Source organism: Phenylobacterium sp. (assembly GCF_030681155.1).
Taxonomy (GTDB): Bacteria; Pseudomonadota; Alphaproteobacteria; order Caulobacterales; family Caulobacteraceae; genus Phenylobacterium.
The window spans coordinates 24,962-48,016 of record NZ_JAUXXE010000003.1 but is presented as its reverse complement, the minus strand read 5'-3'; the positions used below and the strand labels follow the sequence as shown (position 1 = coordinate 48,016).

Here is a 23,055-nt window from a genome sequence, read left to right as displayed (position 1 = left end):
CGCTTCTTGACCGCCGCGCCCGCCCGCGCGAAAGGCGGGGCCATGAACATTCTTCTCGTCGGCTCGGGCGGGCGCGAGCATGCGCTGGCCTGGAAGATCGCGGCCTCGCCGCTGTTGAAGCGCCTGGTGATGGCGCCTGGAAATCCAGGCATGGCCTCGCTGGGCGAGCTTCGGGCTCTCAAGGTCACGGACGTTCCGGCGCTGGTGGCGCTGGCCCAGGAGATCGCGGCCGATCTCGTGGTTATCGGCCCTGAGCTGTCGGTCGAGGCGGGTCTCGCCGATGCGCTGAACGCAGCGGCCATTCCCTGCTTCGGGCCCGTCGCCGCGGCCGGACAACTGGAGTCTTCGAAGGCCTTCACCAAGGCGTTCAGCGATCGGCATGGTCTGCCGACCTCGGCTTACAAGGTCTGCGAGAGCGCCGACGAAGCCAAGGCCGCGCTGGCCGGCTTCCAGCCGCCCTATGTGATTAAGGCCGACGGCCTGGCGGCCGGCAAGGGCGTGGTCATCGCCCAGGATCGGGCCGAAGCCGAAGCGGCCATTGACGACGCCCTGGGCGGCCGGTTCGGCGCGGCCGGCGCGCGGGTGGTGATCGAGGAGTTCCTGGAGGGTGAGATCGGCTCGCTGTTCGCGCTCTGCGACGGCAAGGACTCGATCGTCTTCGGCTCGGCCCAGGACCATAAGCGCGCATATGACGGTGAGATCGGTCCCAACACCGGCGGCATGGGCACCTATTCGCCAGCCCCGGTGTTCACGCCGGAACTGGTCGAGCAGACCCGTCTGCGACTGGCCGAACCGGCCTTCGCCGGCATCGCTGCGGAGGGTTCGCCCTATAAGGGCGTGCTCTTCGTCGAGCTGATGGCGACCAAGGACGGCCCCAAGCTGGTCGAATTCAACGTCCGCTTCGGCGATCCTGAGTGTCAGGTGCTGATGCTGCGGCTCGAAAGCGACCTCGTGCCGTACCTATTGGCCTGCGCACATGGAACGTTGGCCCAGGCGCCGGCGCCGGTCTGGCGTGACGAGGCCGCGATCTGTGTGGTGCTGGCGGCCGACGGCTATCCGGAAAGCCCGGTGAGCGGCTCGATCATCCGTGGGGCCGAGCAGGACTTTGGCGACGGCGTCGTGGTGTTCCACGCCGGCACTTCGCGGGATGACGACGGGACGCTGCGTGCGGCGGGTGGTCGCGTCCTCAACGTCTGCGCACGTGGGGGGACCCTGAAGGAAGCCCGCGACAAGGCCTATGCAGCGATCGCGAAAATCGACTGGCCGGGCGGCTTCCATCGCACGGACATTGGTTGGCGGGCCCTGGGCGCGCGCTAGATTTCCCGGACTGCGCCGGTGTTCCGGCGTCAGGTATTTTCGAAGTTTCGGTTTGGAGGGCGCCTGACGCCTTGCTCCTTAGGCGGGCGTCTCGGTATGGTGGTTCAAACAAGCGTACGAGATTGAAGGGGAGCGCCATGGTCGACACCGCGGAGCAACAGCGCGAGCAGCTGAACAGCGGCACCAAGGAAGTCGCTGAGAGCCATCGTTTCGACGAGGCCGCGCTAGCGGCCTGGATGGAGGCCAACGTCGAGGGTTATGCCGGCCCGCTGGAAGTGCGCCAGTTCAAGGGCGGCCAGTCGAACCCGACCTACCAACTCGTCACCCCGACCAAGAAGTACGTGCTGCGCCGCAAGCCGCCGGGCAAGCTGCTGCCTTCGGCCCACGCGGTCGATCGGGAGTACAAGGTGATCTCGGCCCTGTATCCCACCGGCTTCCCGGTGGCGCGCTCCTATGGGCTTTGCACCGACGACAGCGTCATCGGCACGATGTTCTACGTCATGGACATGGTCGAGGGCCGCATCCTCTGGGACCAGCAACTGCCGCAGTATGAACCGGCAGAGCGTCACGCCATCTTCATGGCCAAGCTCAAGACCCTGGCCGACCTGCACAACACCGACCACGAGGCCATCGGCCTGGGTGATTACGGCAAGCCCGGCAACTATATGGGCCGGCAAGTCGACCGCTGGACCAAGCAATATAAGGCGTCGGAAACGACCCACCTGGAAGAGATGGAGCGCCTGATCGAGTTCCTGCCCAAGAGCCTGCCGGCTCAGGAGCGGACCTCGGTCGTTCACGGCGACTATCGCCTCGACAACATGGTGCTGCATCCGACCGAGCCGCGCGTCATCGCCGTGCTCGACTGGGAACTGTCGACCCTGGGCGAGCCGCTGGCCGACTTCACTTACCTGCTGATGAACTGGGTGAACGGCGGGGTGTCGCAGATCCCTGATCTGAAGGCGCACGGCATTCCGAGCATCGACGAATATGTCGCCGAATACTGCCGCCTGACGGGCCGGACCGGCCTGCACGATCTCGACTGGTTCTTCTCCTACAACATGTTCCGGCTGGCCGGGATCTGTCAGGGGATCGTCGGGCGGGTGCGCGACGGCACCGCCAACAGCCCGCAAGCGGCCGCCATGGCCGAGCGCGTGCCGTTGCTGGCCAAATCGGCCTGGACCTACGCCCAGAAGGCCGGGGCCTAGAAACCGGCGCGGCGGCGTGCGATGAGGGCCGGTAGGGTCCCTGACACGCCGCCAACGTCCGAGCACGCAATTTCATGACCGATCCCACCGGCGCACCTGAGACCGTGCGCGCGCCGAAGGACGTGGCCGCCGCCAAACGGCCTTTCTGGCTTCGCCGACCCTGGCAGATCGCGGGCGGCGCGGTGCTGTTGGCCGTGGCCTTGGTCGTCTTCATGGTCTGGTCGCTGCCGCTGGGGCGAGCGCTTGAGCCTCTGCCAAATCCGACCCTGATCCTGGTCACCGCCGACGGCAAACCCTTCGCCCGGCGCGGCTCCTACAAGGAACAGCCGGTCGATGTGACCAAGCTGCCCAAGCACGTGCCTGGCGCGTTCGTCGCCATCGAGGACCGGCGCTTCTACAGCCACATCGGCATCGACTTCCGCGCCATCGCGCGTGCGCTCCAGCGCAATGTCGGTGAGGGCGAGGTCCAGCAGGGTGGTTCGACAATCACTCAGCAGCTCGCCAAGAACGCCTTTCTGAGCAGTCAGCGCAGCCTGCGCCGCAAGGCCCAAGAGGCCTTGATCGCACTCTATCTGGAGGCGCGGCTTTCCAAGGACGAAATTCTCTCGCGCTATCTGTCGACGGTCTATTTCGGCGATGGGGTGTTCGGTCTGCGTGCGGCGGCCAAGCACTATTTCGACAAGACGCCCGAGACCCTGAGCATCGGCGAGGCCGCCATGCTGGCCGGCATGGTCAAGGCTCCCTCACGGCTCGCCCCCACCGAGGACCTGCCCGCCGCCCGCGAACGGGCGCGGATCGTTTTGGCCACCATGGTCGAGGTTGGGACCATCACGCCGCAGCAGGCTCGCGCGGCGCGCAATGTCCGAGTTCGCCAGGGCCGCGAGAAGCTGCCGGTCGGCACCTATTTCGCCGACTGGGTGTCGCCCCAGGCCCGCCGGGCGTTCGAGAGCGCCTATGGCGAGGTGCTGGTGCCGACAACGCTGGACTCGGTGCTGCAGGCCCAGGCCGAGCGGATTATCAGCCAGGCGCTGAAGCGTCACGGCGGCTATCTGCACGCCACCCAAGCGGCCCTGGTCGCCATGCGTCCGGATGGCCGGGTGCTCGTGATGGTCGGCGGCGACGACTATAAGGTCAGCCAGTTCAACCGGGTGTCCGACGCTCAGCGCCAGCCGGGCTCAGCCTTCAAGCTCTTCGTCTATCAGGCGGCGCTGCGCAGCGGCATGACTCCCGACAGCCTGGTCCTCGACGCGCCGCTGACCATCGCCGACTGGTCGCCGAAGAACCACGAGGGCCATTACGCCAACCGCGAGATCCACCTGCGCAACGCCTTCGCCGGCTCGTCGAACGTGGCGGCGGCACGTCTGGCGCAGCAGGTCGGCCGTGCCGCGGTCGTGAAGGCCGCCCAAGACATGGGCGTTGAGGCGGACTTCCCCAATGACCTGACCTTGGCGCTCGGCACCACCCCGATGACCCTGCTCGAGCTCACAGCCGGCTATGCCGGTGTGGCGGCCGGTCAGTTTCCGGTCACGCCCTACGGCGTGCCGCAAGTTCGTGTGGCGCCGGCCCGTCAACTGCCGCGCGCCGAGCGCGATGGCCTGCTGGACCTGCTGCGGGCTGCGGTGACCTTCGGGACCGGCAACGTCGCCAATGTCTCGCAGTACGCCTACGGCAAGACCGGAACGACCCAGGACTACCGCGATGCCTTGTTCGTCGGTTTCGTGGGCGACATGGTCATCGGAGTCTGGGTTGGCAACGACGACAACAGCCCGATGAACGGCGTGGCGGGCGCCGGGCTTCCGGCCGAGATCTGGCGCGATTTCGCGCGCTTCGCCATGAACCGTGGCGCCGTGCGGGTGAATGGGCGCCAGATCGGCCTTGCGCCCGTCGCACCGCGGCCAGCTCCCGTGGAAGAAATTGATCCGCTAGCGGTTCCGCAGGTCGATGGGGCAGTCCCTCCGATCGATGGCCAAGCGACGCCCGTGGCGCCGGCCGCTCCGGCCGCAGAGCCCGCGCCGTCCGTGACCCCGCCGGCAGCGGCGCAACCTCCGTTCTAGCTGAACGGCGCCAGCAGCCGTTCCAGCACGGCTTCGTCCTCGAAGACCGCGCGCACCGGCCAGGCGTGGATGCGGTCGCGCCAGGCCGGCGGCAGCCGCACCCAGTCCTTCTCGGTGGTGACTAGCCCGGCGCCGAACTGCTCGGCGCGGTCGGACAGCATCTTCAGCGTCGCCTCGTCATAGGCGAAGTGGTCCGGGAAATTGGCGAAGTCCACCAGTTCGCAGCCAGCCGCTTTCAGCGCGCGCTCCACCTTCCAGGGCATGCCGATCCCGGCGAAACCGACCTGCGGCCCCGGAGGCGGCGGGGCGGCGGGATCCAGCCGGGCGATCAGGATCGGCTTCTTGATCAGGGTCCGGATCAAGGCGGGGTCCGGCTCGGCCAGATCGGCCGGCAGCATCAGGATCACCGCGTCGGCACGCGCCAGGCCCACGTCTAGCGGTTCGCGCAACGGCCCAGCCGGGAACACCGAGCCGTCGCCCAGCGGCCAGCTATTGTCCCGGGTCTCGCCATCGACGACCACGAAGGTCAGGGCTTTCTTCACGCTCGGATTCTGGTGGCCGTCGTCCATGACGACGACCTTCGCCCCGGCCTTCGCCGCAGCCTGGGCGCCGGCCACTCGGTCTCGGGCGATCCAGATTGGGGCCTCGCCCGCCAGCATCAGCGGCTCGTCCCCTACCTCGCCTGCGGTATGAATGCGCGGATCGACCCGCAGCGGGCCGGGCTCGGAGCCGCCATAGCCGCGCGAGAGACCGTGGGCGCCCGGCAGGCGATGCAGCAGTTCACGGACCACCGGCGTCTTGCCAGTGCCTCCTACCGTCAGGTTTCCGACGCAGATCACCGGCGCGCCCGGATCGACCGGGACCGCCCGGGCGATCCGCCGCGCGGTGACCGCCGCCCAGATCCAGGAAACCGGCTTCAGCAGAGCGCGGGTGACCGGGGCCGGCGCGCCTTCGCGCACATACCACCAGCGGGGGGTGGAGAGTTTCATGCGGGTAGCAGCGGCTTCAGCAGGGCCAGCGCCTCGTCCAGCACCGCGCCCTGGCGCTCGGCATAGGTCAGGGCGGCCTCGCCGATGCGGCGGGCGATCAGGGGCTGGGTGAGCAGGCCGCGCAGATCACGTGTCAGGGTTGCGGGGTCGGGCGTCTCGATGGCGGCGACCTCAATGAACATCTGGGCGTAGGTGGCGGCGGCGTTGAAAATGTACGGCCCTGTGACGATCGGGACGCCCAGCCTGGCGGGTTCCAACGGGTTGTGCCCACCGATGTCGGGCACGAAGCTGCCGCCCATCGCCGCCACGTCGGCGGCGCGGAACAACAGGCCCATCTCGCCCAGGGTGTCGGCGACATAGGCCTGGGTGTCGGCGCTCAGCGGTTCGCCCGCGCTACGCCGCGCGGTCTTGAAGCCCTGGTCTCGCAGCAGCTTGGCGACGGCGTCGCCTCGTTCTGGATGCCGCGGGGCGACGATCAACAGGGCTTCGACCTCGGCGGCGCGGAAGGCGCGAGCGATGATCTCTTCCTCGCCTGGATGGGTGCTGGCGGCCAGCACCACCTTGCGCTCGCCAATCGCAGCCTTGAGGCGGGCCAGTTCGGCGGGATCGCAGGGCAGGGGCTCGCCCAGGACCTTGAGGTTTAGTTGCGGCCCTGTCCGGGCGCCCAGCCTGGTTAGCCGTGCCTCCGTTTGCGCCTCCTGCGGCAGGACCAGATCAAAGGCCGAGAGCAAGGCGCGCGCCGCGCCAGGCGCTCGCGCCCACCCATCAGCGCTGGCCTGGGTCATGCGGGCCGAGACCAGGGCGAGTTTCACGCCCTGCGCCTTGGCAGCCAGGATCAGGTTCGGCCACAGCTCGCTCTCGACCAGGACGCCGGCGTCCGGGCGCCAGTGGTCGAGGAAGCGGCGCACGGCCTTAGGGCCGTCAACCGGAGCGTACTGATGGATCACACCTGGCGGCAGGCGGCTTGCCAGCAGTTCGGCCGAGGTTCGGGTGCCGGATGTTACGAGCAGGGTGCGACCGGGGGTGTTGAGCGCCTGGGCAAGCGGCAGAAGCGAGAGGCTCTCGCCGACGCTGACGCCGTGCAGCCAGACCAGCGGGCCGGGTGGTCTGGCCACACTGGCGCGCCCCAGGCGCTCGGCGACCCGCGCAGGGTCCTCCTTGCCTTGGGCCGCGCGGCGGGCGAGCAGGCCCGGAGCTAGCGGTTCGGCAAGGCCGGTTGCGGCGGCGTAGAGCGCGAGAGACAGCGGGCGCAACGGCGGCTCAGATCGCGTGAGCGTGAGCGAGCCGGCAGGGTCCCGCCTCGCCCACCTCGATCTGCAGGGTGGCGTGGCCAATCGAGAATTTGGAGGCCAGGCCGTCACAAGTCGCGTGCAGGAAGGCGTCGCCATCGTCATTGGACGGTCGAGTCAGGTGGGCGGTCAGGGCGACTTCCGTGGTGCTCATGGCCCAGATGTGCAGGTCGTGGACCTCGGTCACGCCCGGCCGGGTCAACAGCCAGGCGCGCACGGCCTCGACATCCATGCCCTTAGGCGCGGCGTCGAGGACCAGGTCGACGGAGTCGCGCAGCAGGCCCCAGGTGCCGATGACGATGACCGCGGCGATCAGCAGGCTGAGCGCCGGGTCGATCCAGTAGAGACTGGTCAGGGCGATGAGCCCCGCGCCGATCACCACGGCCAGCGAAACTGCGGCGTCAGCGGCCATGTGCAGGAAGGCGCCGCGGATGTTCAGGTCCTCGTGGCCCTTCATGAACATCAGCGCCGTGGCGGTGTTGATCACCACGCCGATGGCGGCGACGATCATGACTGGCATGGTGGCGATGGGGGCCGGTTCGCTGAACCGGTGGATCGCCTCGGAGACGATCACCCCGACGGCCACCAGCAGCAGCACGGCGTTGGCCAGGGAGGCGAGGATGGTTGCCTTGCGCAGGCCATAGGTCCGCCGCGAGGTCGGCGCCGACTTCGCCAGGATCGTCGCGCCCCAGGCCAACAACAGGCTAAGCACGTCCGACAGATTGTGGCCGGCGTCGGCGATCAGCGCCAGCGAGCCCGACCAAAGGCCGATCCCGGCCTCGACCAGTACGAAGGCGAAGTTCAGCCCTACGCCGATGGCGAAGGCGCGGCCGAAATCCTTGGGGGCGTGGCTGTGACCGCCTGGTCCGTGCGCGTGGGCATGCGATGCGCCGTGCGCGTGCGCGCCATGATCGTGATCATGCTCGTGCCCGTGATGGTGTTCGCCTTGGCCCATGACCCTATGTGTCACTGCCCGGCGGCGGGATCAACGTGGCCGACCAGGGCGTCGGCTCGCCGGTTGACCGCGGTCAGCTTCGCCGACAGGTCCACCACCAGCCGGGCGATCATTTCGTCATCTGCGTCGGTGGGAACATAGAACGGGCCGTCCCACACCGTGGCCCCGCGTCCGAACGGCCAGCCGATCTTCACCTTGTCCCAGGTGTCCAGGACGCTCACTGGAGAGACCGCCACTCCCATCAGATAGATGGGCGCGCCGGTGCGCTTGGCGATCTGCAGTGCGCCTGGCGCGATCACCTCGTTCGGGCCCCGAGGACCGTCAGGCGTCACGATCAACACGCCGCCGTCCTTCACCCAGGCGATGGCCTCGCGGATCGCAGCCAGGGCGGCGCGCGCCTTGGCTGAGTCGCCCTTCTTGGCCGAGGAGGTGCGAATGGCCGGAAAGCCAGCGCGCGCCAGGGCCTGGGCGACGAACTCTCCATCTGACGAGGGCGAGACCATGCAGCGGAGCTTCGAGCGCCGCCACCAGATCTCGGCCAGGCCCAGGCAGATCGGGATGCGCCCATGCCAGAACAGGCCGATGGCCGGGACCTCTGCGTTCAGCACGGGCTCCACGCAGGCGACGTTCTCATGACGCCAGCGACGGGTGCGGCGCGTGAGCGCCAGATAGGCCCATAACACCCAGCCGAGGACCGCCTGGACCCCAGGGTTTCTCAGCAGTTTCTTCAAGCGGCGGGCTCCGCCTCGAGATCCTGGCTCTTGGCCAGGCGGGCATAGAGGCCGCCCTTTTCGACGAGGGAGTCGTGATCGCCGGTCTCCACGACGCGGCCTTTTTCGATGACGTAGATGCGGTCGGCGCCCCGAACCGTCGACAGCCGATGGGCGATCAGGATCGTCGTGCGGCCGGCCATCAGCCGCGACAAAGCGATCTGCACTTGGGCTTCGCTCTCGGTGTCGAGCGCGCTGGTGGCTTCGTCCAGCAGCAGGATCGGCGCATCCTTCAGGAAGGCCCGCGCGATGGCGATGCGCTGGCGGTGCCCGCCCGATAGTCGGGCGCCGGCCTCGCCGACAAGGGTGGCGTAGCCATCGGGCAGGGCCTCGATAAATTCGTGCGCGGCGGCGGCCTTGGCGGCCTCGATGATTTCGGCGTCAGAGGCGTCTGGCCGCCCATAGGCGATGTTTGCGCGGATCGTTTCGTCGAACAGGAAAGGCTCCTGGGTCACCAGGGCGATCTGGTGACGCAGCGAGGCCAGCGTCACGTCGCGAACGTCGGTCCCGTCGATGGTCACCGCGCCGGTGGTGGCGTCGTAGAAGCGTGGGATCAGGTTCAGGATGGTGCTCTTGCCGCCGCCGGACGGGCCGACCAGCGCGACCGTCTCGCCGCGATGCACTTCGAAGGTGACGCCCTGCAGCGCCGGCGGGCCGTCCGCGCCGTAGGTGAAACCGACATCGTTGAAGCGAATGGTCGCCTCGCCGCGGGGCAGTTCCTTCGCGCCGGGCCGTTCGCGGATCTCCGGCTCAACGTCCAGGTCGGCGAACAGGCGGCGGGCTGCGGAAAAGCCCTCGGCCATCACGGTCTGCAGGTTGGCGAGCTGGCGCAGCGACTGCGAGGCCAGGCCAAGGGCGCCGATGAAGGCGACGAAGGCGCCGACGTTCATTCCGCCCGACTGCGAGCGCCAGCCGGCGTAGGCGATGACGCCGGCGGTGATCAGCGTCATCAGGGTCTCGGTCGCCGGTGCGGCGCGGGCGCGGGCGTTGGCGCCCTTGACCAGATGCTTTTGGCGACGCTTCACCACCTCGGCGACGCGCTGTTCCTCGTAGGCCTCGCGGTTCTCGATCTTCACGACCCGGACGCCGTCCAGGCTTTCCATGATCGCGGTCGACAGCGCCGAGGTTTCGACCATCGCGCCCTTGGTGGCCTTGACGGTGCGCTTGGAGAACCGGCGCATCACCCAGGTCGAGAGCGGGGCGGCGACCAACAGGGTAAGGGACAGCATGGCGTCGTTGCCGACCATCACGATGATGGCGCCGATCACCGTCAGCAGGTGCTGGGTGTAGTTGATGACGCCTGAGGTCGCGGCCTCCCGGATCAGGCCGGCGTCGTAGAGCACCGAGGACACGAAGGATCCAGAGTGGCTGGCGCGCAGCCGGGCCAGGTCGGCGCGGACCAGCTTGCCGAACAGCTGGACCTGGACCTGGCCGACAACTTCGTTGCCGATGCGGTTGACTTGGGTCGCCTGGATCACCTGGGCCAGGCCGCGCGCGAGGGCGAGGCCGGCGATGGTCAGCGGCACGGCCAGCAGTGTTCCGGGCTTGTGGTTGACCAACAGGTCGTTGATCGCCGGTTCCAGAATCTGGATCAGGCTGGCGCTGAGATAGGCGACGCAGACGGCGGCGATCATCGCCACGGTCCAGCCCTTCCAGCGCGGCCTCATATAGACGCGCGCGATCCGGCCGATTACGGCGCGGGTGGAGAGTTCTGCGGCGGGCTCGCTCATCGGTCCTGGCGTCGGCTGTCAGGGCGGCGAAGTCAAGACGACGTCTTGGGGGGCGACCCTGCGTACCGCGAAACAAGCTGTGAGGACGCCTGGCCGCCGCCAAGGTGTAGGCTCACGCTGAATAGAACGGGAGACGGCGAATGGTGGGTGCGATGCGGGCGTTGGGCGCGACGATGCTGTTGATGATCACGCCGCTGACGGCCCAGTCGGCGACGCCCGGCGAGCCGTCCCTGTCTGCCGCGCAGACCAAGGTGGTGTCCAAGGCCATCGCCAAGCTGGAGCGTCCCGAAGAACGCGCGCTCGCCTCGAGCATGACCAACGCCAAGAAGGTGGCGGAGGTGATCTGCCGCCTCGCCGCCCTAAGCGCGCTGAAGAAGCAGATCCCCGGCGCCGACCGGGTGTTCCTGGGGACCAACGATCCGGCGACCCTCACCCTGGTCAGCAACAAGAGCCTGGTCGGGACTGGCCAAGTGCGATCGGGCGCCAATTGGACGGAGTTCAGCTTCGCCTGCCAGCTCGATCCTCGGAGCGGAAAGGCTCGTTCGTTCACAGCGAAGATGACGCCGGGGAACTGATCGACGCGGCTGGCTTCCGCCGGACGACCGAAACGCATATCTAGGGCGCTTCACACAGGAAGCCCTCTTGGCCGATTTCGACCTATCCACGCCCAAGGGGCGCACCTCGACCTATCTGGATTATCTCTGGAAGGATCACGCCTATCTGCGCCTGGGCTTTTCCAACGCACACTGGATCAGTGACGAGCTGGTGCGAACCAACCAGCCCTGGCCGCATCAACTGGCCGAGTGGAAGAAGCGCGGCATCAAGACAGTGATCAACCTGCGCGGCGGGTTCGACGCCAGCTTCCACGCGCTGGAGAAGGACGCCTGCGAACGCCTGGGCTTGAAGATGGTGGACTTCACCATCACCTCGCGCGAGGTGCCGAGCCGCGCCCGGGTTCACGGGGCCAAGGAACTGTTCGAGACGATCGAGTATCCGGCCCTGATGCATTGCAAGTCCGGCGCGGACCGGGCGGGCATCATGAGCGTTTTCTACATGCACTTCCGCAAGGGCCTGCCGATCCGCGAGGCCCTGGAGCAGCTTCACATCCGTTATCTGCATGTGAAGCAAGGCAAGACCGGGGTGTTGGACTACACCTTCGAGCGCTACCTCGCAGAGGGCGAACCCAAGGGCCAGAGCTTCCTGGAATGGGTCGACAGCGACGCCTATGACGAGGCCGCGATCAAGGCCGACTTCCGCGCCCAGATGTGGGGCCGGTTGCTGACCGAGGGCATTCTCAAGCGGGAATAGGCGACGCCCCGCGACGGTGAGGCTCGCCCCTCACCCAACCTCTCCCCGGCGGGGAGAGGAGAAGAAATATTCCTCTCCCTCGGGAGAGGCTAGGTGAGGGGGCGGCGCGTAGCGGCGCTAACTTGCCGCGCCCCGCCGATATCAGCCCTGCTGCGGGTCCTTGCCCGGATCGAGCAGCTTGTGGGCGTGGATGATGAAGTAGCGCATCAACGCATTGTCTACCGTGGCCTGGGCCTTCTGCCGCCAGGCGGCCAGGGCTTCGCCGTGGCTGGCATAGGCGCCAACCAAGTCGATCTTTGAGAGGTCGCGGAACTGGTTGTGCTCCAGATCCTCAAGTTCGCCGCCGATCACGAGATGCAGAAGCTGTTTCTCGGGCATGGTATTCCCCAAATTGCTCAGTTCATTAGGGCAATATGCCGGACCCGCTCCAGGATCAATGGGGCGAGACGCGGCGCCGCACATACTAGGCTCGGTTGCGCCGGTTTGGGGCCATTATAGGCGAATGGGCGACCAAGATGGTCGCCGACGAAGGCGCCTGCCTCTCTGGCGATCAGATCCGCCGCAGCTAGATCCCAATCGAACTTCGGAACCAGGGCCAGGGTCGCGTCGAAGGTGCCCGAAGCAATCGCGCAGAGCCGGTAGGCGGTGGAATTCCGAGCCTCGATCCGCATATCGGGCCATGGCGTGGGCCAGGCGGGGTGACTGAACATGCGGCTGTCGCCGACCATCCCGCAGCCTTCGACCAGGTCGCGCTGCGAGGCGCGGATCGCCGCTCCGTTCAACCAGGCGCCGCCGCCTGCGGTGGCCGTGTAGGTTTCGTCCACGTCGGGCGCAAAGACCACGCCGGACACCGGCTGGTCGTCCTCGACCACCGCAATGGATACCGCCCACCAGGGCCGGTCCTTGATGAAGGCGCGGGTGCCGTCGATGGGATCGACCACGAACAGCCGGCGGTGATTGCGACGCGACGGATTGTCGGCTGTCTCCTCCGACAGCCAGCCATAGTCGGGCCGCGCGGTGGTCAGCCGGGTCTTGATGAGGGCGTCGGTCGCGAGGTCGGCGTTGGTGACCGGCGAGTCGCCTTCCTTGTACTGAACATCCAGGCCATCGCGGCGCAGTTGTTGCGCCAGCGCCCCGGCCTCGCGGGCTGCGTCGATGATGAGTTGAAGGTCGGCGGCCCAGTCCTGCATCAGCGCCCGGCGATGGCCAGGCCGTCGACCAGCAACGATGGCGAGTTCGCCGAGCCGCGGAATTCGAGATCCGATCCGGGGACAAGGCGGCCGTAGATGTCGATCAGGTTGCCGGCGACGGTGATCTCGGCGACCGGATAGGCCAGTTCGCCGTTCTCGAACCAGAAGCCCGCGCAGCCCACCGACCAGTCGCCGGTGTTGCCGTTCAGCGATGGGCCGAACATCGAGGTGATGAGCAGGCCCTGGCCAGCATCGGCCATTAGCTCGGCTTGGCTGCGGGTTCCGGCTTCCAGCGTCAGGTTGGTGGTCGAGACGCCTGGCGCGCCAGCCAGGCCGCGCGAGGCGTGGCCGGTGGTTTCCAGGCCAAGCTGCCTGGCGGACGACGAATTCATGATCCAGGTGGTCAGCACGCCGTCCTCGATCAGCGACCAGGCGCGGTTGGCGACGCCCTCGTCGTCGAAGGGCGAGGAGCCCAGCCCGCGGATCTTGTGCGGATTGTCGGTGATGTTCACGCCCTTGGCGAAGATCTGCTGGTGCAGCTTGTCCTTCAGGAACGATGTGCCCCGCGCGATCGACGGGCCGGCGATGGCCCCGATCAGCGGGCTGATCAAAGACATGGCCGAGCGGTTCTCGAAGATCACCGCGGCGGTGGTGGAGTCGATCTTGCGCGCGCCCAGCCGGGCGGCGGCGCGGCGGCCAGCTTCCTGGCCGATGGCGTGCGCGTCCGGCAGGTCGGCGTGGTAGCGCGTGGACCGGCCGTCATAGCCGCTCTCCATCGCCTCGCCGTCGCCGGCGACGACAGAAGCGCCGACCGAGAAGCCCGACGCGCGATAGACGCCCGAGAAGCCGTCCGAGGTGACCAGGCGCCAATGGGTGGACGAGTTCGACGCCGATCCACCCTCGGAATTGGTGATGCGCGGCATGGCGCGGGCGGCGTCCTCGGCCACGCGGGCGATTTCTTCCAGCGATTCCGGCGAAGGCTCGGTCGGGTCGTAGAGGTCGAGATCGGCGACCGGGCCCTGGGCCAGTCGGTCCTTGGGGGCGAGGGCGGCATAGGGATCCTCGGGCGCGAGCCTGGCCATCGCCACCGCGCGCTCGACCAGCTTGGCGCGGGCTTCGGGGGAGATGTCGGAGCCGGACACGGTCGCCTGTCGCTGCCCGACGAAGACCCGGATGCCGAGATCGCGGCTTTCCTCGCGCTCCACTTCCTCCAGTTCGCCGAGGCGGACATTGATCCCGAGCGCGCGCCGTTCGGCGCCCACGGCTTCAGCGGCGTCGGCCCCGGCTTTCAGCGCGGCGGCGACGACATCGGCTAAGAGGCTCTCTTCCATGCTGGCCATATGGCGGGATGCGTGGCTCGCGGCAAGCTTATGCAATCGCGTAGAACAGCAGCGCGACGCTGGCGAACACATAGGCGAGCCAGGTCAGGGTGATGCCGATGGCGCGGGCGAACGAGGCTCCGCCGCTGCGCGACAGGCCAAATCCGTGCAGCAGCCGGCCGGTGAACAGGAACAGTCCGGTCAGGTGGATAGCCAGCGGCGGCGCCTCGACCAGGGCCAGCACGGCGATCCCGACCATGGCGGCCGGTACATATTCCGTGGCGTTGCCAAAGGCGCGGATCGCCTGCGCCAGTTCCGGCACCCCGCCGTCGCCCAGCGCCACCTTGTGACGCTGGCGTTGACGCACCACCAGCAGCGACAGCACCAACAATAGCAGCAGATGCAGACCGACCCACAACGCCGCAGCGTGGCCGGATGTGACGGCGCCCATGTCAGATTGTCCTTCTATCGCCCCCGCGACGGCCTGCAGTTGGGCTTGGATTTACGCAAAGGGCAAGGGGGAGGGCGGCCCGGACGTCGGGCAAGTGTCGCCGGCGACTATGCCAAGAGTCCACGATGGGCTCCACCATCGGAGGGTCGGCTTCTGGTCATCGAACCCGCCGAAGACCGCAATGACCGCGTTGGGCTCATTGCGGTTCTCTCGGAAGCTTGGCTCTTTGGAGCGGTCATTCTCACTGGAAAACTGCCTCCTCGTCCTGTTCACGGAACGTCCTTTGCCTCGGCCTCTTCGAGTACGGACTGAAATAGCTGGGTGAGCGTTCGACGTTCCAGGATAAATGCCAGAGCCCTTACGGGCGCGCTACTTTTCCGCTCCCCCCACATAGATCCCGTTTGCTCTGCAGCGATCTTGAGTAGTTTTCGATAGCATTCAACGAGCGGGCATGAGATGATCAATCATCGACATGCGCTTTGGCTTCGGTTGCTCTCCACGCTTGATCTTAGGATTGAGCTCCGGGCCTACCAAGATCCTCTCCGACATTTAGATCTCACGCGTCATCGGACGTGCGCGAAATTTTGCTTGAAAGACACTCACATGACCACTGGCATCGTGAAATGGTTCAACCCCACCAAGGGCTTCGGCTTCATCCAACCTGACAATGGCGGCCCGGACGTTTTCGTCCATATCTCAGCGGTCGAGCGTTCAACGCTCGGCTCGCTCCAAGAAGGCCAAAAGCTCGGCTACGAGCTGGAGCGTGACCAACGGAGCGGCAAAATGTCCGCCGGTCAGCTCCAGTCGGCCTAGGCGACGGTTCGGCGATCGCCGGACAGTTGGAAGGCGGCGAGCGTGCTCGCCGCCTTCGTCACATCCGGAGGGGGTGACGACTATGTCGACTATTGAACGGGCCTACGCGCTCGCGCGTACCGGCCAGTAGGCCACAGTCGTTCAAGTTCAGAAGCAACTGAGAGTTGACGGGCGCCGTGCCGTCGACACCCTTCTCGCACCTCGATCGATCCGGGGTCATCTAGGCGCCATTTGTGCAGCGTCCGCCAGAACCCTCCATGGTTGGGGCTGACCCGCGTCATGGCGAGCGCGCTGATTAGCGCGCGGCTATATTGGATAGCGTGCGCGAGCACCGCACCGCCGTCAAAGCCGCCAATTCGCAAGCCGCGGCCAAAGCGTTGGAAGCTGAGCGCGCTTAGGCGGCCGTAGAAGCCGATGCAGTGGACACGAAACGCGGCGAACGAAACCAGCGAAAGGCGCTCTCTGCGGCCGACGCCAAATCCAAGCGAGACGAGAAGTACGCCGGGAGGAAAGCGCGGAAGTAGGTTTGTAGAGCCGTCACACGCATCCCGGGCAGTACGTCCGGGGAGTGATCGTCACGCACGCAGGGCGCGCACGAAACGAGGGACCATGACCAATCAGACCGAACTCAACGTCACTAGACTGATCGCCGACTTACAAGCCCGCTCTGTGGTCCATCACCACATTCTCATGCAGTTGGTGCAACGTGAGGCGGCGGCTTCCGGCGACGTCCGCAAATACCTCTCACGGCTCACTGATGATCTGACGCGGATCACAGACGAAAGCCTTCCCCTTGAAGACACTCGTGCCGCCGCGATGAGCATGCGCGACTATCTAGATGATTTCCTCGTCAGGACGGGCGTAGGGATTTAGGGGCGCAACCGCGCGCCCCCGGGGGAGGCGCCTCTCGGCGCGTGCGTCGGCGACCGAATTCCGAAGTCCCTCCACCGGAAGACGATGGTCCCCACGATCGCACCGTCAGCCCGGGTCATGAGAAAGCCGCCGGCCATGTGGTCCTTCTCGTAGCGGGCATCCGACCTTCCGGATCGACGATCTGGGCTTTCGCTTTGCGCAAACGCCCGGGTGCCGGGAACAGCCGTTCGGAAGGACGGCAATGGGTCGAATCCGGCCGAACGAGACAATCCCGTAAGCGGGCGAGTCCGCTCTTAAGCCTAGAGCCCAGTTCCGGTATTGGCGCAAAGCCGGCGACGGTGAGCCATCAAGGGGCCAGCAGCTACTCCACCGGCTCCCCACTCCCCGGCAGTCCCAGCCGCGCCCACTTCTCGGTCACGGCTTTCACCGTGGCCTCGTCCATGCCGAGCTTTTCGCCCCATTCTCGATGGGTTTCGGGCGGCCACTTGTTGGTGGCGTCGAGGCCGATCTTCGAGCCCAGCCCGCTCTCGGGCGAGGCGAAGTCGAGGTAGTCGATGGGGGTCCCTTCGACGAGGGTGATGTCGCGGGCCGGGTCCATGCGGGTCGACAGCGCCCACATGACGTCTTTCCAGTCGCGGGCGTTGATGTCGTCGTCCACGACGATCACCCACTTGGTGTACATGAACTGCCGCAGATAGCTCCAGACGCCCATCATCACGCGCTTGGCGTGGCCGGGGTAAGCCTTCTTCATGGAGACCACGGCGATGCGGTAGGAGCAGCCTTCCGGCGGCAGCCAGAAGTCGGTGATCTCCGGGAACTGCTGGCGCAGCAGCGGAATGAACACCTCGTTCAGGGCCTCGCCCAGCACGCTCGGCTCATCCGGTGGGCGGCCGGTGAAGGTGGTCAGATAGATCGGGTTCTTCCGCATGGTGATCGCGGAAACCTTGAAGACCGGAAACTGCTCGACCGAGTTGTAATAGCCGGTGTGGTCGCCGTACGGCCCCTCGTCGGCGTACTCGTCCAGCATGACGTGGCCTTCGATGACGATCTCGGCCTCGGCCGGAACCAGCAGCGGCACGGTCTTGGCCTGGACCAGCTCGACCTGGGCGCCGCGCATCAGGCCGGCGAACTGATACTCCGACAGCGTTTCGGGCACCGGCGTCACGGCCGCGAGGATGGTGCCGGGATCGGCGCCGATCACCACGGCGGCGGGCAGGGCGTCAGGCTTGCCGGCGGCTTTCCAGCGGCGGTGGTGCTGGGCGCCGCCGCGATGGGCCAGCCAGCGCATGATGGTGCGGTCCTTGCCCAGCACCTGCATGCGGTAGATCCCGAGGTTGTAGTCGTCCTCGCGATCCTGGGACGGGCCCTTGGTGACCACCAGCGGCCAGGTGATCAGCGGCGCGGGCTCGCCCGGCCAGCAGCCCTGGATCGGCAGCTTGCCCAGGTCGATATCGTCCCCGGTCCAGACGATTTCCTGGACGGGCGCCTTCTTCACCGTGGCGGGGCGCATCGACATCACCGTCTTGGCGAGCGGCAGCATGTCCCAGGCGTCCTTCAAGCCGCGCGGCGGCTCCGGCGCGCGCAGGAAGGCCAGCAGTTCGCCGACCTCGCGCAACTCCGCGGCGGTGGTGCGTTCCTGACCATCCAGCGTCACGCCCATGGCCACGCGCTTCACCGTGCCGAACAGATTGACCAGGCAGGGCATGTCCGACCGCTGCCCGTCGGCGCGGATGACGTTTTCGAACAATACCGCCGGGCCGCCGTTCGCCAGTAGGCGGCGCTGGATCTCGGTCATTTCAAGCGCGGTCGAGACCGGCTCGGTGACGCGCACCAGTTCGCCCGCCGCCTCGAGCTTGGCGATGAAATCCCTCAAGGACCGGTAGGCCATGCGATCTCCCATAGTCAGGGGCTTGGTCTAGGGCCGGGGCGGGCTGGTGTCACCAGTGGGAGGCCTGTAAAATCGGGCCATGAAGCGCATCGATCTCGACGACCTGCCGCCGAAGCTGGCTCAACTGCTCACCAGCCTGGAGGAGGGCGAGGAGGTGCTGCTGGTTCAAAACGGCGGCGTGGCCGGGCGGTTGGTGGGCGGAGCTCCGCCCAAGCCTGAAGCGCCGGCCGAGGAGCCGAGCGACGAAAACGCCGCCGAGGTCTTCGAGCACTTCCGCGCCGCCATGGAAGACGACTTCTAAACTCTGCAAGGTTTCGAGGTGGCGCGCGGTCTGCGTCTGTCCTATCTGTCAAGGGTCACGGTAAGATGAGGCCGTAGAGTCTCGCTACTGCGACAATATTCAGCAGTAGGGAAACGCCAAGATGAAAATATTAGCACTGTCTGCCGCTTTTGCAGTCATCAGCAGTTCTGCTTTTGCGGCCGCGCCCGTCGGTCCTGTCGGCTATGACTACGCGATCGTTCGGCTTGCCGACCTGGATATCAACCAACCCGCTGACGCCCGACGTCTTGAAAAGCGTTTGGCAACCGCCTCGATGGCGGCGTGCGGCGCGCAACGTTTCAGCGCCCGTGACGTGAAGCGGGCGATCGCTGGATCGGACTGCTATCGGGAGACCCTCGCCGAGGCGAGGATCTCCGCAGAGGCCAAATTGGCCGCGCGCTAGCGCCTAGTCTTCGTCCTCGAAGTCATCGTCGCCGCCCAGGACTTCGTTCAGGGCGTCGATGATGGCGTCCATCTGATCGGGCGTCACCGCCACTTTCAGGTCTCCGCCGCCTTCAGCACCGACGGTCAGCAGGTAACCTTCTTCGGTTTCTTCGAACTCGAAACGTTCGAGGTTCTTGGGTTCGGCCATCTCGATCTCCTGTCGGCAGCAGCAGGGGAAGAACCCCTGTCGGCGTGATTGGGTCCGTCAACCCTTCGCGTCGTCGTGCGCCTTGACCGCGTTCTGAAGCGCGACCTCTCGCCCCTGCGGTCCAGGAAGCGGCGGCATGCCTGCGCTCTAGCCGTGGATAGTGGGCCAGGGAACCCCGTTCCTCGCCAAAAGGCTTAGGGGACCGGGCGGTCAGGCTCGCCAAGATCAAAGGCCTTCACAACCTTCTTGGGCGCGATCTTGCGCCAGCGGCGGGCCAGGAAGTTATGCAGCGAACCAGGGTGCAGGGTCGCGATCCGGGCCAGGACGATGGGGTAATCCTTGTAGTGCGCGGTGAAGTGGAAGGTGGCCGGCTCGGCCTCCATCAGCAGCTCGCGCTCATCCTGGCTGACCTCCAGCAGGACCATGCTCTGGTCCTCGGCCCGCAGTCGGGTGAAGAACTTGTTGTTCACCTTGAACGATGGCTGGCCGTAGGAGACGCCGTCCTCGGCGCCGGGAAAGGCCAGCACGATCTTGCGTATTTCCTCGGGGGTCATGGCTCTTCCCTTTGGGTTGTCGAAACCAGCTTCACCCCGTCAGCGCAGGCGTCAATCAGGATCGACAGGCGCTTGGCGCGGGTCTCGTCCTTCTTGGCGCTGACCACGCGACGGATCGCCGGCGTCTCGAAGACGGTCGAGGCCATCAGTAAGCCAGGGCGACGCCGTCCTTGCGCATCTCGGTGGCGGCGGCGTAGCGGCCGGGCCAGCGCTCGATGGCCTGGTAGCCGCCGTATCCGCCCGGATCGGCTGCCATCTTCCAGCCGATCTGGGCCAGGGCCGCGCGCGTGGCTTCGGGCACGCCGGTCTCCAGGTTCAACACGCCAATTCCCTGCTGGGCCTCGCCGGTTGGCTCCGAGGATCCGCCATGGTGCCAGCGTGGGCTGTCGCCGGCCTCCTGCACGCCCAGGCCGTAGTCGACCATGTTGGAGATGATTTGCGCCTGGCCCTGGGGCTGCATGTCGCCGCCCATGACCCCAAACGACAGCCAGGGCTCGGCGCCCTTGGTGGCGAAGCCCGGAATGATCGTCTGGAAGGGCCGCTTGCCCGCCGCATAGATGTTGGCGTGGCCGTCGGTCAGGGCGAACAGTTCGCCGCGGTTCTGGAACATGAAGCCCAGGCCGTCCGGCGACAGGCCCGAACCCATGCCGCGATAGTTCGACTGGATGATGGAGACCATCATCCCGCTGGAGTCTGACGTCGTGAAATAGGTGGTGTCGCCCTGGCTCGGGGCCTGGCCGGGGTGGACCGGCGTCAGGATCTTGTTGGGCGAGATCAGCTTGGCCCGCTGGCGGGCGTATTCCTTCGACAGCAGCCACTCGGTCGGGACCTTGAAGAAGTCCGGATCGGCGTAGAACTTGGCGCGGTCCTCGAACGCCAGTCGCTTGGCCTCGACGCCGTGGTGGATCGCGGCCGCCGACTGGAAGCCCATCGCCTTGAAGTCGAAGGTCTCCATGATGTTCAGCATCTGCAGGGTGGCCAAGCCCTGGCTGTTGGGCGACAGACCCCAGACATCGACGCCGCGATAATTGACCTTGTGTGGCGGGTCCCAGCGGGCGTGATGATTGGCCAGGTCGGCCTTGGTCATCCAGCCGCCGATGCGCTTGAAGTAGCGCTCGATGGCGTCGGCGACCTCGCCGCCATAGAAGGCCTCGCGGCCGTTCTGGGCGATCTGCCGATAGGTGCGGCCCAGCGCCGGGTTCTTGAACACCTCGCCTTCGCGCGGCGTACGGCCATCGACGGCCCAGACCTTTTTGAAGTTCTCGACCTCTTCGATGCCCGCGCCGGGTTTGGTGAAGTTCACCAGCGAGCGGCCGAGGTAGTAGGCGACGTTCTGGCTGACCGGCGCGCCCAGCTCCGCGTGAGCGATGGCTGGCGCGAACAGGTCCTTCCACGGCAGCTTTCCATAGCGCTGGTGCAGGGTCCACCAGGCGTCGACGGCGCCGGGCACGCTGACCGAGATCGCGCCATAGGAGGGGATCAGCCCGTTCTTGGCGCGGCTCCGCACGGTCGCTAGGCTGAGGCCTTGCGGGCTGCGGCCCGATCCATTCAGGCCTTCGACCTTCTTGGTCTTCGGGTCCCACAGCATCACGAAGCAGTCGCCGCCGATGCCGCAGGCGATCGGCTCGACCAGGCCAAGGACCGCATTGGCGGCGATGGCGGCGTCGACCGCGCTGCCGCCCAGCCGCAGCATGTCGAGCGCGGCCAGGCTGGCCAGCGGGTGGGCGGTCGCGGCCGCGCCGTTTGTGCCCCAGGCGGCGCTGCGCGAGGCGAAGGTGGCGCCGTCAATCCGGTCGCCGCCGTGGACGTCGGGCCGGTTTCGGTTCGGGTTCTCCGCACGGCTCTGGGCCAGAGTCGTGCTGGCCAAGGCGCTGGCGGGGAGGGCGGCGAGGAAGGTGCGGCGGCGCATGGCGGCTCCAGAACAGGTGTTCTACAGCGGCACTATAGAGCCGCTTTTTGTCTGCGCATCGGGGGTTTGCATCGGCTCGACCAGCTCCGCTATGATGGAGCCAGGGGATAGATATGCGCACAATCGACGCCGTGGCGGCCTCAGTGGGGCTGCTGGCTTGCATTGCCTTGGGCCGTATGCCCGGCTACCGGACTTCGCCCGACGACCTCGCGGCCGAGACCTGGTTCGCCGAGCAGGACTTCATGGCGCTGCTTAGCAAGATGAGCGGGCCGTTCGAGGCCTGCTACGCCATGACCTTGCCGTCGCAGCAGGTCCATGCCGGTCTGCTGCCGCTGGCCGCCGACCGCGCCAAGGTCACCTTCGCCGCTGCCTGCGATCCCTCGATCTTGTCGTCCGACTGAGGTTCAGCCTTCCGACCACACCGCCAGTTCGTTGCCCGACGGGTCGCGGAAGTGGAACCGGCGTCCGCCCGGGAAGCTGAAGATCGGTTTCAGAATCGCCCCACCGGCCGCCTCAACCTTGGCGGCCATGGCTTCCAGGTCGTGGGCGTAGAGGACGACCAGCGGCTGCTGTGTTCCAGCCGCGTCAGAATCGAAGCCGCCGTCGACGCCCTGCTCGAACGCCGCGTAGCTGGGGCCATAGTCGGTGAAGGTCCAGCCGAATGCGGCCTCATAGAAGCGCTTAGTGGGGAGGAGTTCGCCCCCGGGCAGCTCCACATAGTCGATCTTGCCGTCTTCGCGCATTTCGTCCTCCGCCTTTAGTTCTGCGTTTGTTCTTGCCTATTGGTTCAGGCGGGCAGAGTCCAGACGGCGGTTTTCTTGATCTCGCGATCTTCGAGCTCGCGGGTCGTCGGCACCTGGTATTCGGCCAGTTGCTCCAGGCCGACCCGTGGGAAGTAGCTGCGGCCAGGATCGCCGATCAGCACCCGGGTTCCGCGCACATGGGCCGCGGCCAACCAGTCCATCACCTTTGAGGCGAGCGGCTGCTCGTAGCAGATGTCGCCGGCCAGGATCACGTCGGCGTCCGGCGGCGGGGCGTCCAGCAAGTCCTGGTCGGTGAAGTCGATACGAACGGCGTTTACCTCGGCGTTCATGGCCAGGGCTGCGCCGCAGAACGGGTCGATGTCGGCGGCCAGCACGTGGCCCGCGCCTGCCTTCATGGCGGCGATGGCGACGATGCCGGAGCCCGAGGCGAAGTCGATCACCCGCTTTCCCGCGACTTCTTGCGGGTGGTCGAGGATGTAGCGCGCCAGGGCTTGGCCGCCCGCCCAGGCGAAGGCCCAGAACGGCGGCGGCAGGCCGATTTCCGCTAGCGCTTCCTCGGTCAGCCGCCAGATCGGCGTGACCTCGTCGGCCAGATGCAGGGTGAGCTCTGGCGTGTGCGGCGGCGGCTGCAGCCGGGTGTTTTCGAGAATGAAGGCGCGGCGGCCTTCGAGGGACTGAGTAATCACCGGCTCCCCCTAGCACGAAGGGCGCGGAACGGTAGGCGTTCAACAACGTTGGATCGGTGTCAGATTGTGGCGAAATTTTG

26 protein-coding genes and 1 pseudogene are annotated in these 23,055 nt (G+C 66.7%); 11 read left to right on the top strand and 16 right to left on the bottom strand.

Annotation, left to right across the window (positions count from 1 at the left end; genetic code table 11):
• The first annotated feature begins 42 nt into the window (after positions 1-42).
• From purD to Q8M13_RS00925, 3 genes are all read left to right on the top strand, one after another.
• Entirely contained in the window at positions 43-1,317 is a 1,275-nt protein-coding gene (gene purD / locus Q8M13_RS00935; RefSeq protein ID WP_305297741.1) for a phosphoribosylamine--glycine ligase, read from the top strand.
• 137 nt (positions 1,318-1,454) lie between these two features.
• Positions 1,455-2,522: a phosphotransferase gene (locus Q8M13_RS00930; RefSeq protein ID WP_305297740.1), complete on the top strand. Its 1,068-nt coding sequence runs from the start codon at positions 1,455-1,457 to the stop codon at positions 2,520-2,522.
• Between the two features lie 74 nt (positions 2,523-2,596).
• Positions 2,597-4,576, top strand: coding sequence for a transglycosylase domain-containing protein (locus Q8M13_RS00925; protein ID WP_305297739.1), 1,980 nt, complete (start codon positions 2,597-2,599; stop codon positions 4,574-4,576).
• Here the strand turns inward: Q8M13_RS00925 and lpxK are convergent.
• From lpxK to Q8M13_RS00900, 5 genes are read right to left on the bottom strand one after another with little or no spacing between them, the layout of a single operon-like run.
• Complete coding sequence (lpxK, locus tag Q8M13_RS00920) at positions 4,573-5,565, bottom strand: tetraacyldisaccharide 4'-kinase (protein ID WP_305297738.1); 993 nt, start codon at positions 5,563-5,565, stop codon at positions 4,573-4,575. The genes Q8M13_RS00925 and lpxK overlap by 4 nt on opposite strands.
• On the bottom strand, positions 5,562-6,818 hold the full coding sequence (locus Q8M13_RS00915) for a 3-deoxy-D-manno-octulosonic acid transferase (RefSeq protein WP_305297737.1): 1,257 nt from the start codon (positions 6,816-6,818) through the stop codon (positions 5,562-5,564). Before Q8M13_RS00915 ends, lpxK begins: the two co-directional genes overlap by 4 nt.
• 7 nt (positions 6,819-6,825) lie before the next feature.
• Positions 6,826-7,809 (bottom strand): cation diffusion facilitator family transporter, encoded by a 984-nt coding sequence (locus Q8M13_RS00910; RefSeq protein ID WP_305297736.1) that lies wholly within the window; start codon positions 7,807-7,809, stop codon positions 6,826-6,828.
• 11 nt (positions 7,810-7,820) lie between these two features.
• Entirely contained in the window at positions 7,821-8,540 is a 720-nt protein-coding gene (locus Q8M13_RS00905) for a lysophospholipid acyltransferase family protein (protein ID WP_305297735.1), read from the bottom strand.
• A complete protein-coding gene (locus Q8M13_RS00900) occupies positions 8,537-10,309 on the bottom strand; it encodes an ABC transporter ATP-binding protein (RefSeq protein ID WP_305297734.1) in 1,773 nt (590 codons plus the stop codon). The genes Q8M13_RS00905 and Q8M13_RS00900 overlap by 4 nt, the downstream gene beginning before the upstream one ends.
• Positions 10,310-10,449: 140 nt before the next feature.
• On the opposite strand from Q8M13_RS00900, the gene Q8M13_RS00895 reads away from it, so the two are divergent.
• A complete protein-coding gene (locus Q8M13_RS00895; protein WP_305297733.1) occupies positions 10,450-10,884 on the top strand; it encodes a DUF930 domain-containing protein in 435 nt (144 codons plus the stop codon).
• A gap of 67 nt (positions 10,885-10,951) precedes the next feature.
• On the top strand, positions 10,952-11,617 hold the full coding sequence (locus Q8M13_RS00890; protein WP_304805761.1) for a beta-lactamase hydrolase domain-containing protein: 666 nt from the start codon (positions 10,952-10,954) through the stop codon (positions 11,615-11,617).
• Between the two features lie 141 nt (positions 11,618-11,758).
• Here Q8M13_RS00890 and Q8M13_RS00885 read toward each other — a convergent pair whose 3' ends face one another.
• The 4 genes from Q8M13_RS00885 to Q8M13_RS00870 are packed head-to-tail and all read right to left on the bottom strand — an operon-like array spanning position 11,759 to position 14,577.
• Positions 11,759-11,995 (bottom strand): DUF4170 domain-containing protein, encoded by a 237-nt coding sequence (locus Q8M13_RS00885; RefSeq protein ID WP_305297732.1) that lies wholly within the window; start codon positions 11,993-11,995, stop codon positions 11,759-11,761.
• 17 nt (positions 11,996-12,012) lie between these two features.
• Entirely contained in the window at positions 12,013-12,807 is a 795-nt protein-coding gene (locus tag Q8M13_RS00880) for a 3'(2'),5'-bisphosphate nucleotidase CysQ (protein ID WP_305297731.1), read from the bottom strand.
• Positions 12,807-14,138: a TldD/PmbA family protein gene (locus Q8M13_RS00875; protein WP_305297756.1), complete on the bottom strand. Its 1,332-nt coding sequence runs from the start codon at positions 14,136-14,138 to the stop codon at positions 12,807-12,809. Before Q8M13_RS00875 ends, Q8M13_RS00880 begins: the two co-directional genes overlap by 1 nt.
• A 37-nt stretch (positions 14,139-14,175) precedes the next feature.
• Positions 14,176-14,577 carry an MAPEG family protein gene (locus Q8M13_RS00870; protein ID WP_305297730.1) on the bottom strand — a complete coding sequence of 134 codons (402 nt, stop codon included), beginning with the start codon at positions 14,575-14,577 and terminating at the stop codon, positions 14,176-14,178.
• Positions 14,578-15,180: 603 nt separating this feature from the next.
• On the opposite strand from Q8M13_RS00870, the gene Q8M13_RS00865 reads away from it, so the two are divergent.
• From Q8M13_RS00865 to Q8M13_RS00860, 3 genes and pseudogenes are all read left to right on the top strand, one after another.
• The gene (locus Q8M13_RS00865; RefSeq protein ID WP_305297729.1) at positions 15,181-15,390 is read left to right on the top strand and encodes a cold-shock protein; all 210 of its coding nucleotides are present in this window, start codon (positions 15,181-15,183) and stop codon (positions 15,388-15,390) included.
• Between the two features lie 413 nt (positions 15,391-15,803).
• Positions 15,804-15,914, top strand: a pseudogene (locus tag Q8M13_RS20910) (DUF6481 family protein); the annotation flags it as partial.
• Positions 15,915-15,999: 85 nt separating this feature from the next.
• Positions 16,000-16,263, top strand: coding sequence for a hypothetical protein (locus tag Q8M13_RS00860; RefSeq protein WP_305297728.1), 264 nt, complete (start codon positions 16,000-16,002; stop codon positions 16,261-16,263).
• A 361-nt stretch (positions 16,264-16,624) separates the two neighbouring features.
• Here Q8M13_RS00860 and Q8M13_RS00855 read toward each other — a convergent pair whose 3' ends face one another.
• The gene (locus tag Q8M13_RS00855) at positions 16,625-18,151 is read right to left on the bottom strand and encodes a UbiD family decarboxylase (protein ID WP_305297727.1); all 1,527 of its coding nucleotides are present in this window, start codon (positions 18,149-18,151) and stop codon (positions 16,625-16,627) included.
• A 79-nt stretch (positions 18,152-18,230) separates the two neighbouring features.
• Between Q8M13_RS00855 and Q8M13_RS00850 the strand changes: the two genes are divergently transcribed.
• Positions 18,231-18,452 carry a hypothetical protein gene (locus Q8M13_RS00850; protein ID WP_305297726.1) on the top strand — a complete coding sequence of 74 codons (222 nt, stop codon included), beginning with the start codon at positions 18,231-18,233 and terminating at the stop codon, positions 18,450-18,452.
• Between the two features lie 121 nt (positions 18,453-18,573).
• Positions 18,574-18,873, top strand: a complete 300-nt coding sequence (locus Q8M13_RS00845; RefSeq protein WP_305297725.1) for a UrcA family protein — start codon at positions 18,574-18,576, stop codon at positions 18,871-18,873.
• Between the two features lie 3 nt (positions 18,874-18,876).
• On the opposite strand, the gene Q8M13_RS00840 is transcribed toward Q8M13_RS00845, so the two are convergent.
• From Q8M13_RS00840 to Q8M13_RS00825, 4 genes are all read right to left on the bottom strand, one after another.
• Positions 18,877-19,062 carry a hypothetical protein gene (locus Q8M13_RS00840; RefSeq protein WP_304808885.1) on the bottom strand — a complete coding sequence of 62 codons (186 nt, stop codon included), beginning with the start codon at positions 19,060-19,062 and terminating at the stop codon, positions 18,877-18,879.
• A gap of 194 nt (positions 19,063-19,256) precedes the next feature.
• On the bottom strand, positions 19,257-19,616 hold the full coding sequence (locus tag Q8M13_RS00835) for an MmcQ/YjbR family DNA-binding protein (RefSeq protein WP_305297724.1): 360 nt from the start codon (positions 19,614-19,616) through the stop codon (positions 19,257-19,259).
• The gene (locus Q8M13_RS00830; protein WP_305297723.1) at positions 19,613-19,762 is read right to left on the bottom strand and encodes a YdeI/OmpD-associated family protein; all 150 of its coding nucleotides are present in this window, start codon (positions 19,760-19,762) and stop codon (positions 19,613-19,615) included. Before Q8M13_RS00830 ends, Q8M13_RS00835 begins: the two co-directional genes overlap by 4 nt.
• Entirely contained in the window at positions 19,762-21,525 is a 1,764-nt protein-coding gene (locus Q8M13_RS00825; protein ID WP_305297722.1) for a gamma-glutamyltransferase family protein, read from the bottom strand. Before Q8M13_RS00825 ends, Q8M13_RS00830 begins: the two co-directional genes overlap by 1 nt.
• A 113-nt stretch (positions 21,526-21,638) precedes the next feature.
• Between Q8M13_RS00825 and Q8M13_RS00820 the strand changes: the two genes are divergently transcribed.
• A complete protein-coding gene (locus tag Q8M13_RS00820; RefSeq protein WP_305297721.1) occupies positions 21,639-21,926 on the top strand; it encodes a hypothetical protein in 288 nt (95 codons plus the stop codon).
• A 3-nt stretch (positions 21,927-21,929) separates the two neighbouring features.
• On the opposite strand, the gene Q8M13_RS00815 is transcribed toward Q8M13_RS00820, so the two are convergent.
• Positions 21,930-22,268: a VOC family protein gene (locus Q8M13_RS00815; RefSeq protein WP_305297720.1), complete on the bottom strand. Its 339-nt coding sequence runs from the start codon at positions 22,266-22,268 to the stop codon at positions 21,930-21,932.
• A gap of 44 nt (positions 22,269-22,312) precedes the next feature.
• A complete protein-coding gene (locus Q8M13_RS00810; protein WP_305297719.1) occupies positions 22,313-22,975 on the bottom strand; it encodes a methyltransferase in 663 nt (220 codons plus the stop codon).
• Positions 22,976-23,055: the final 80 nt, after the last annotated feature.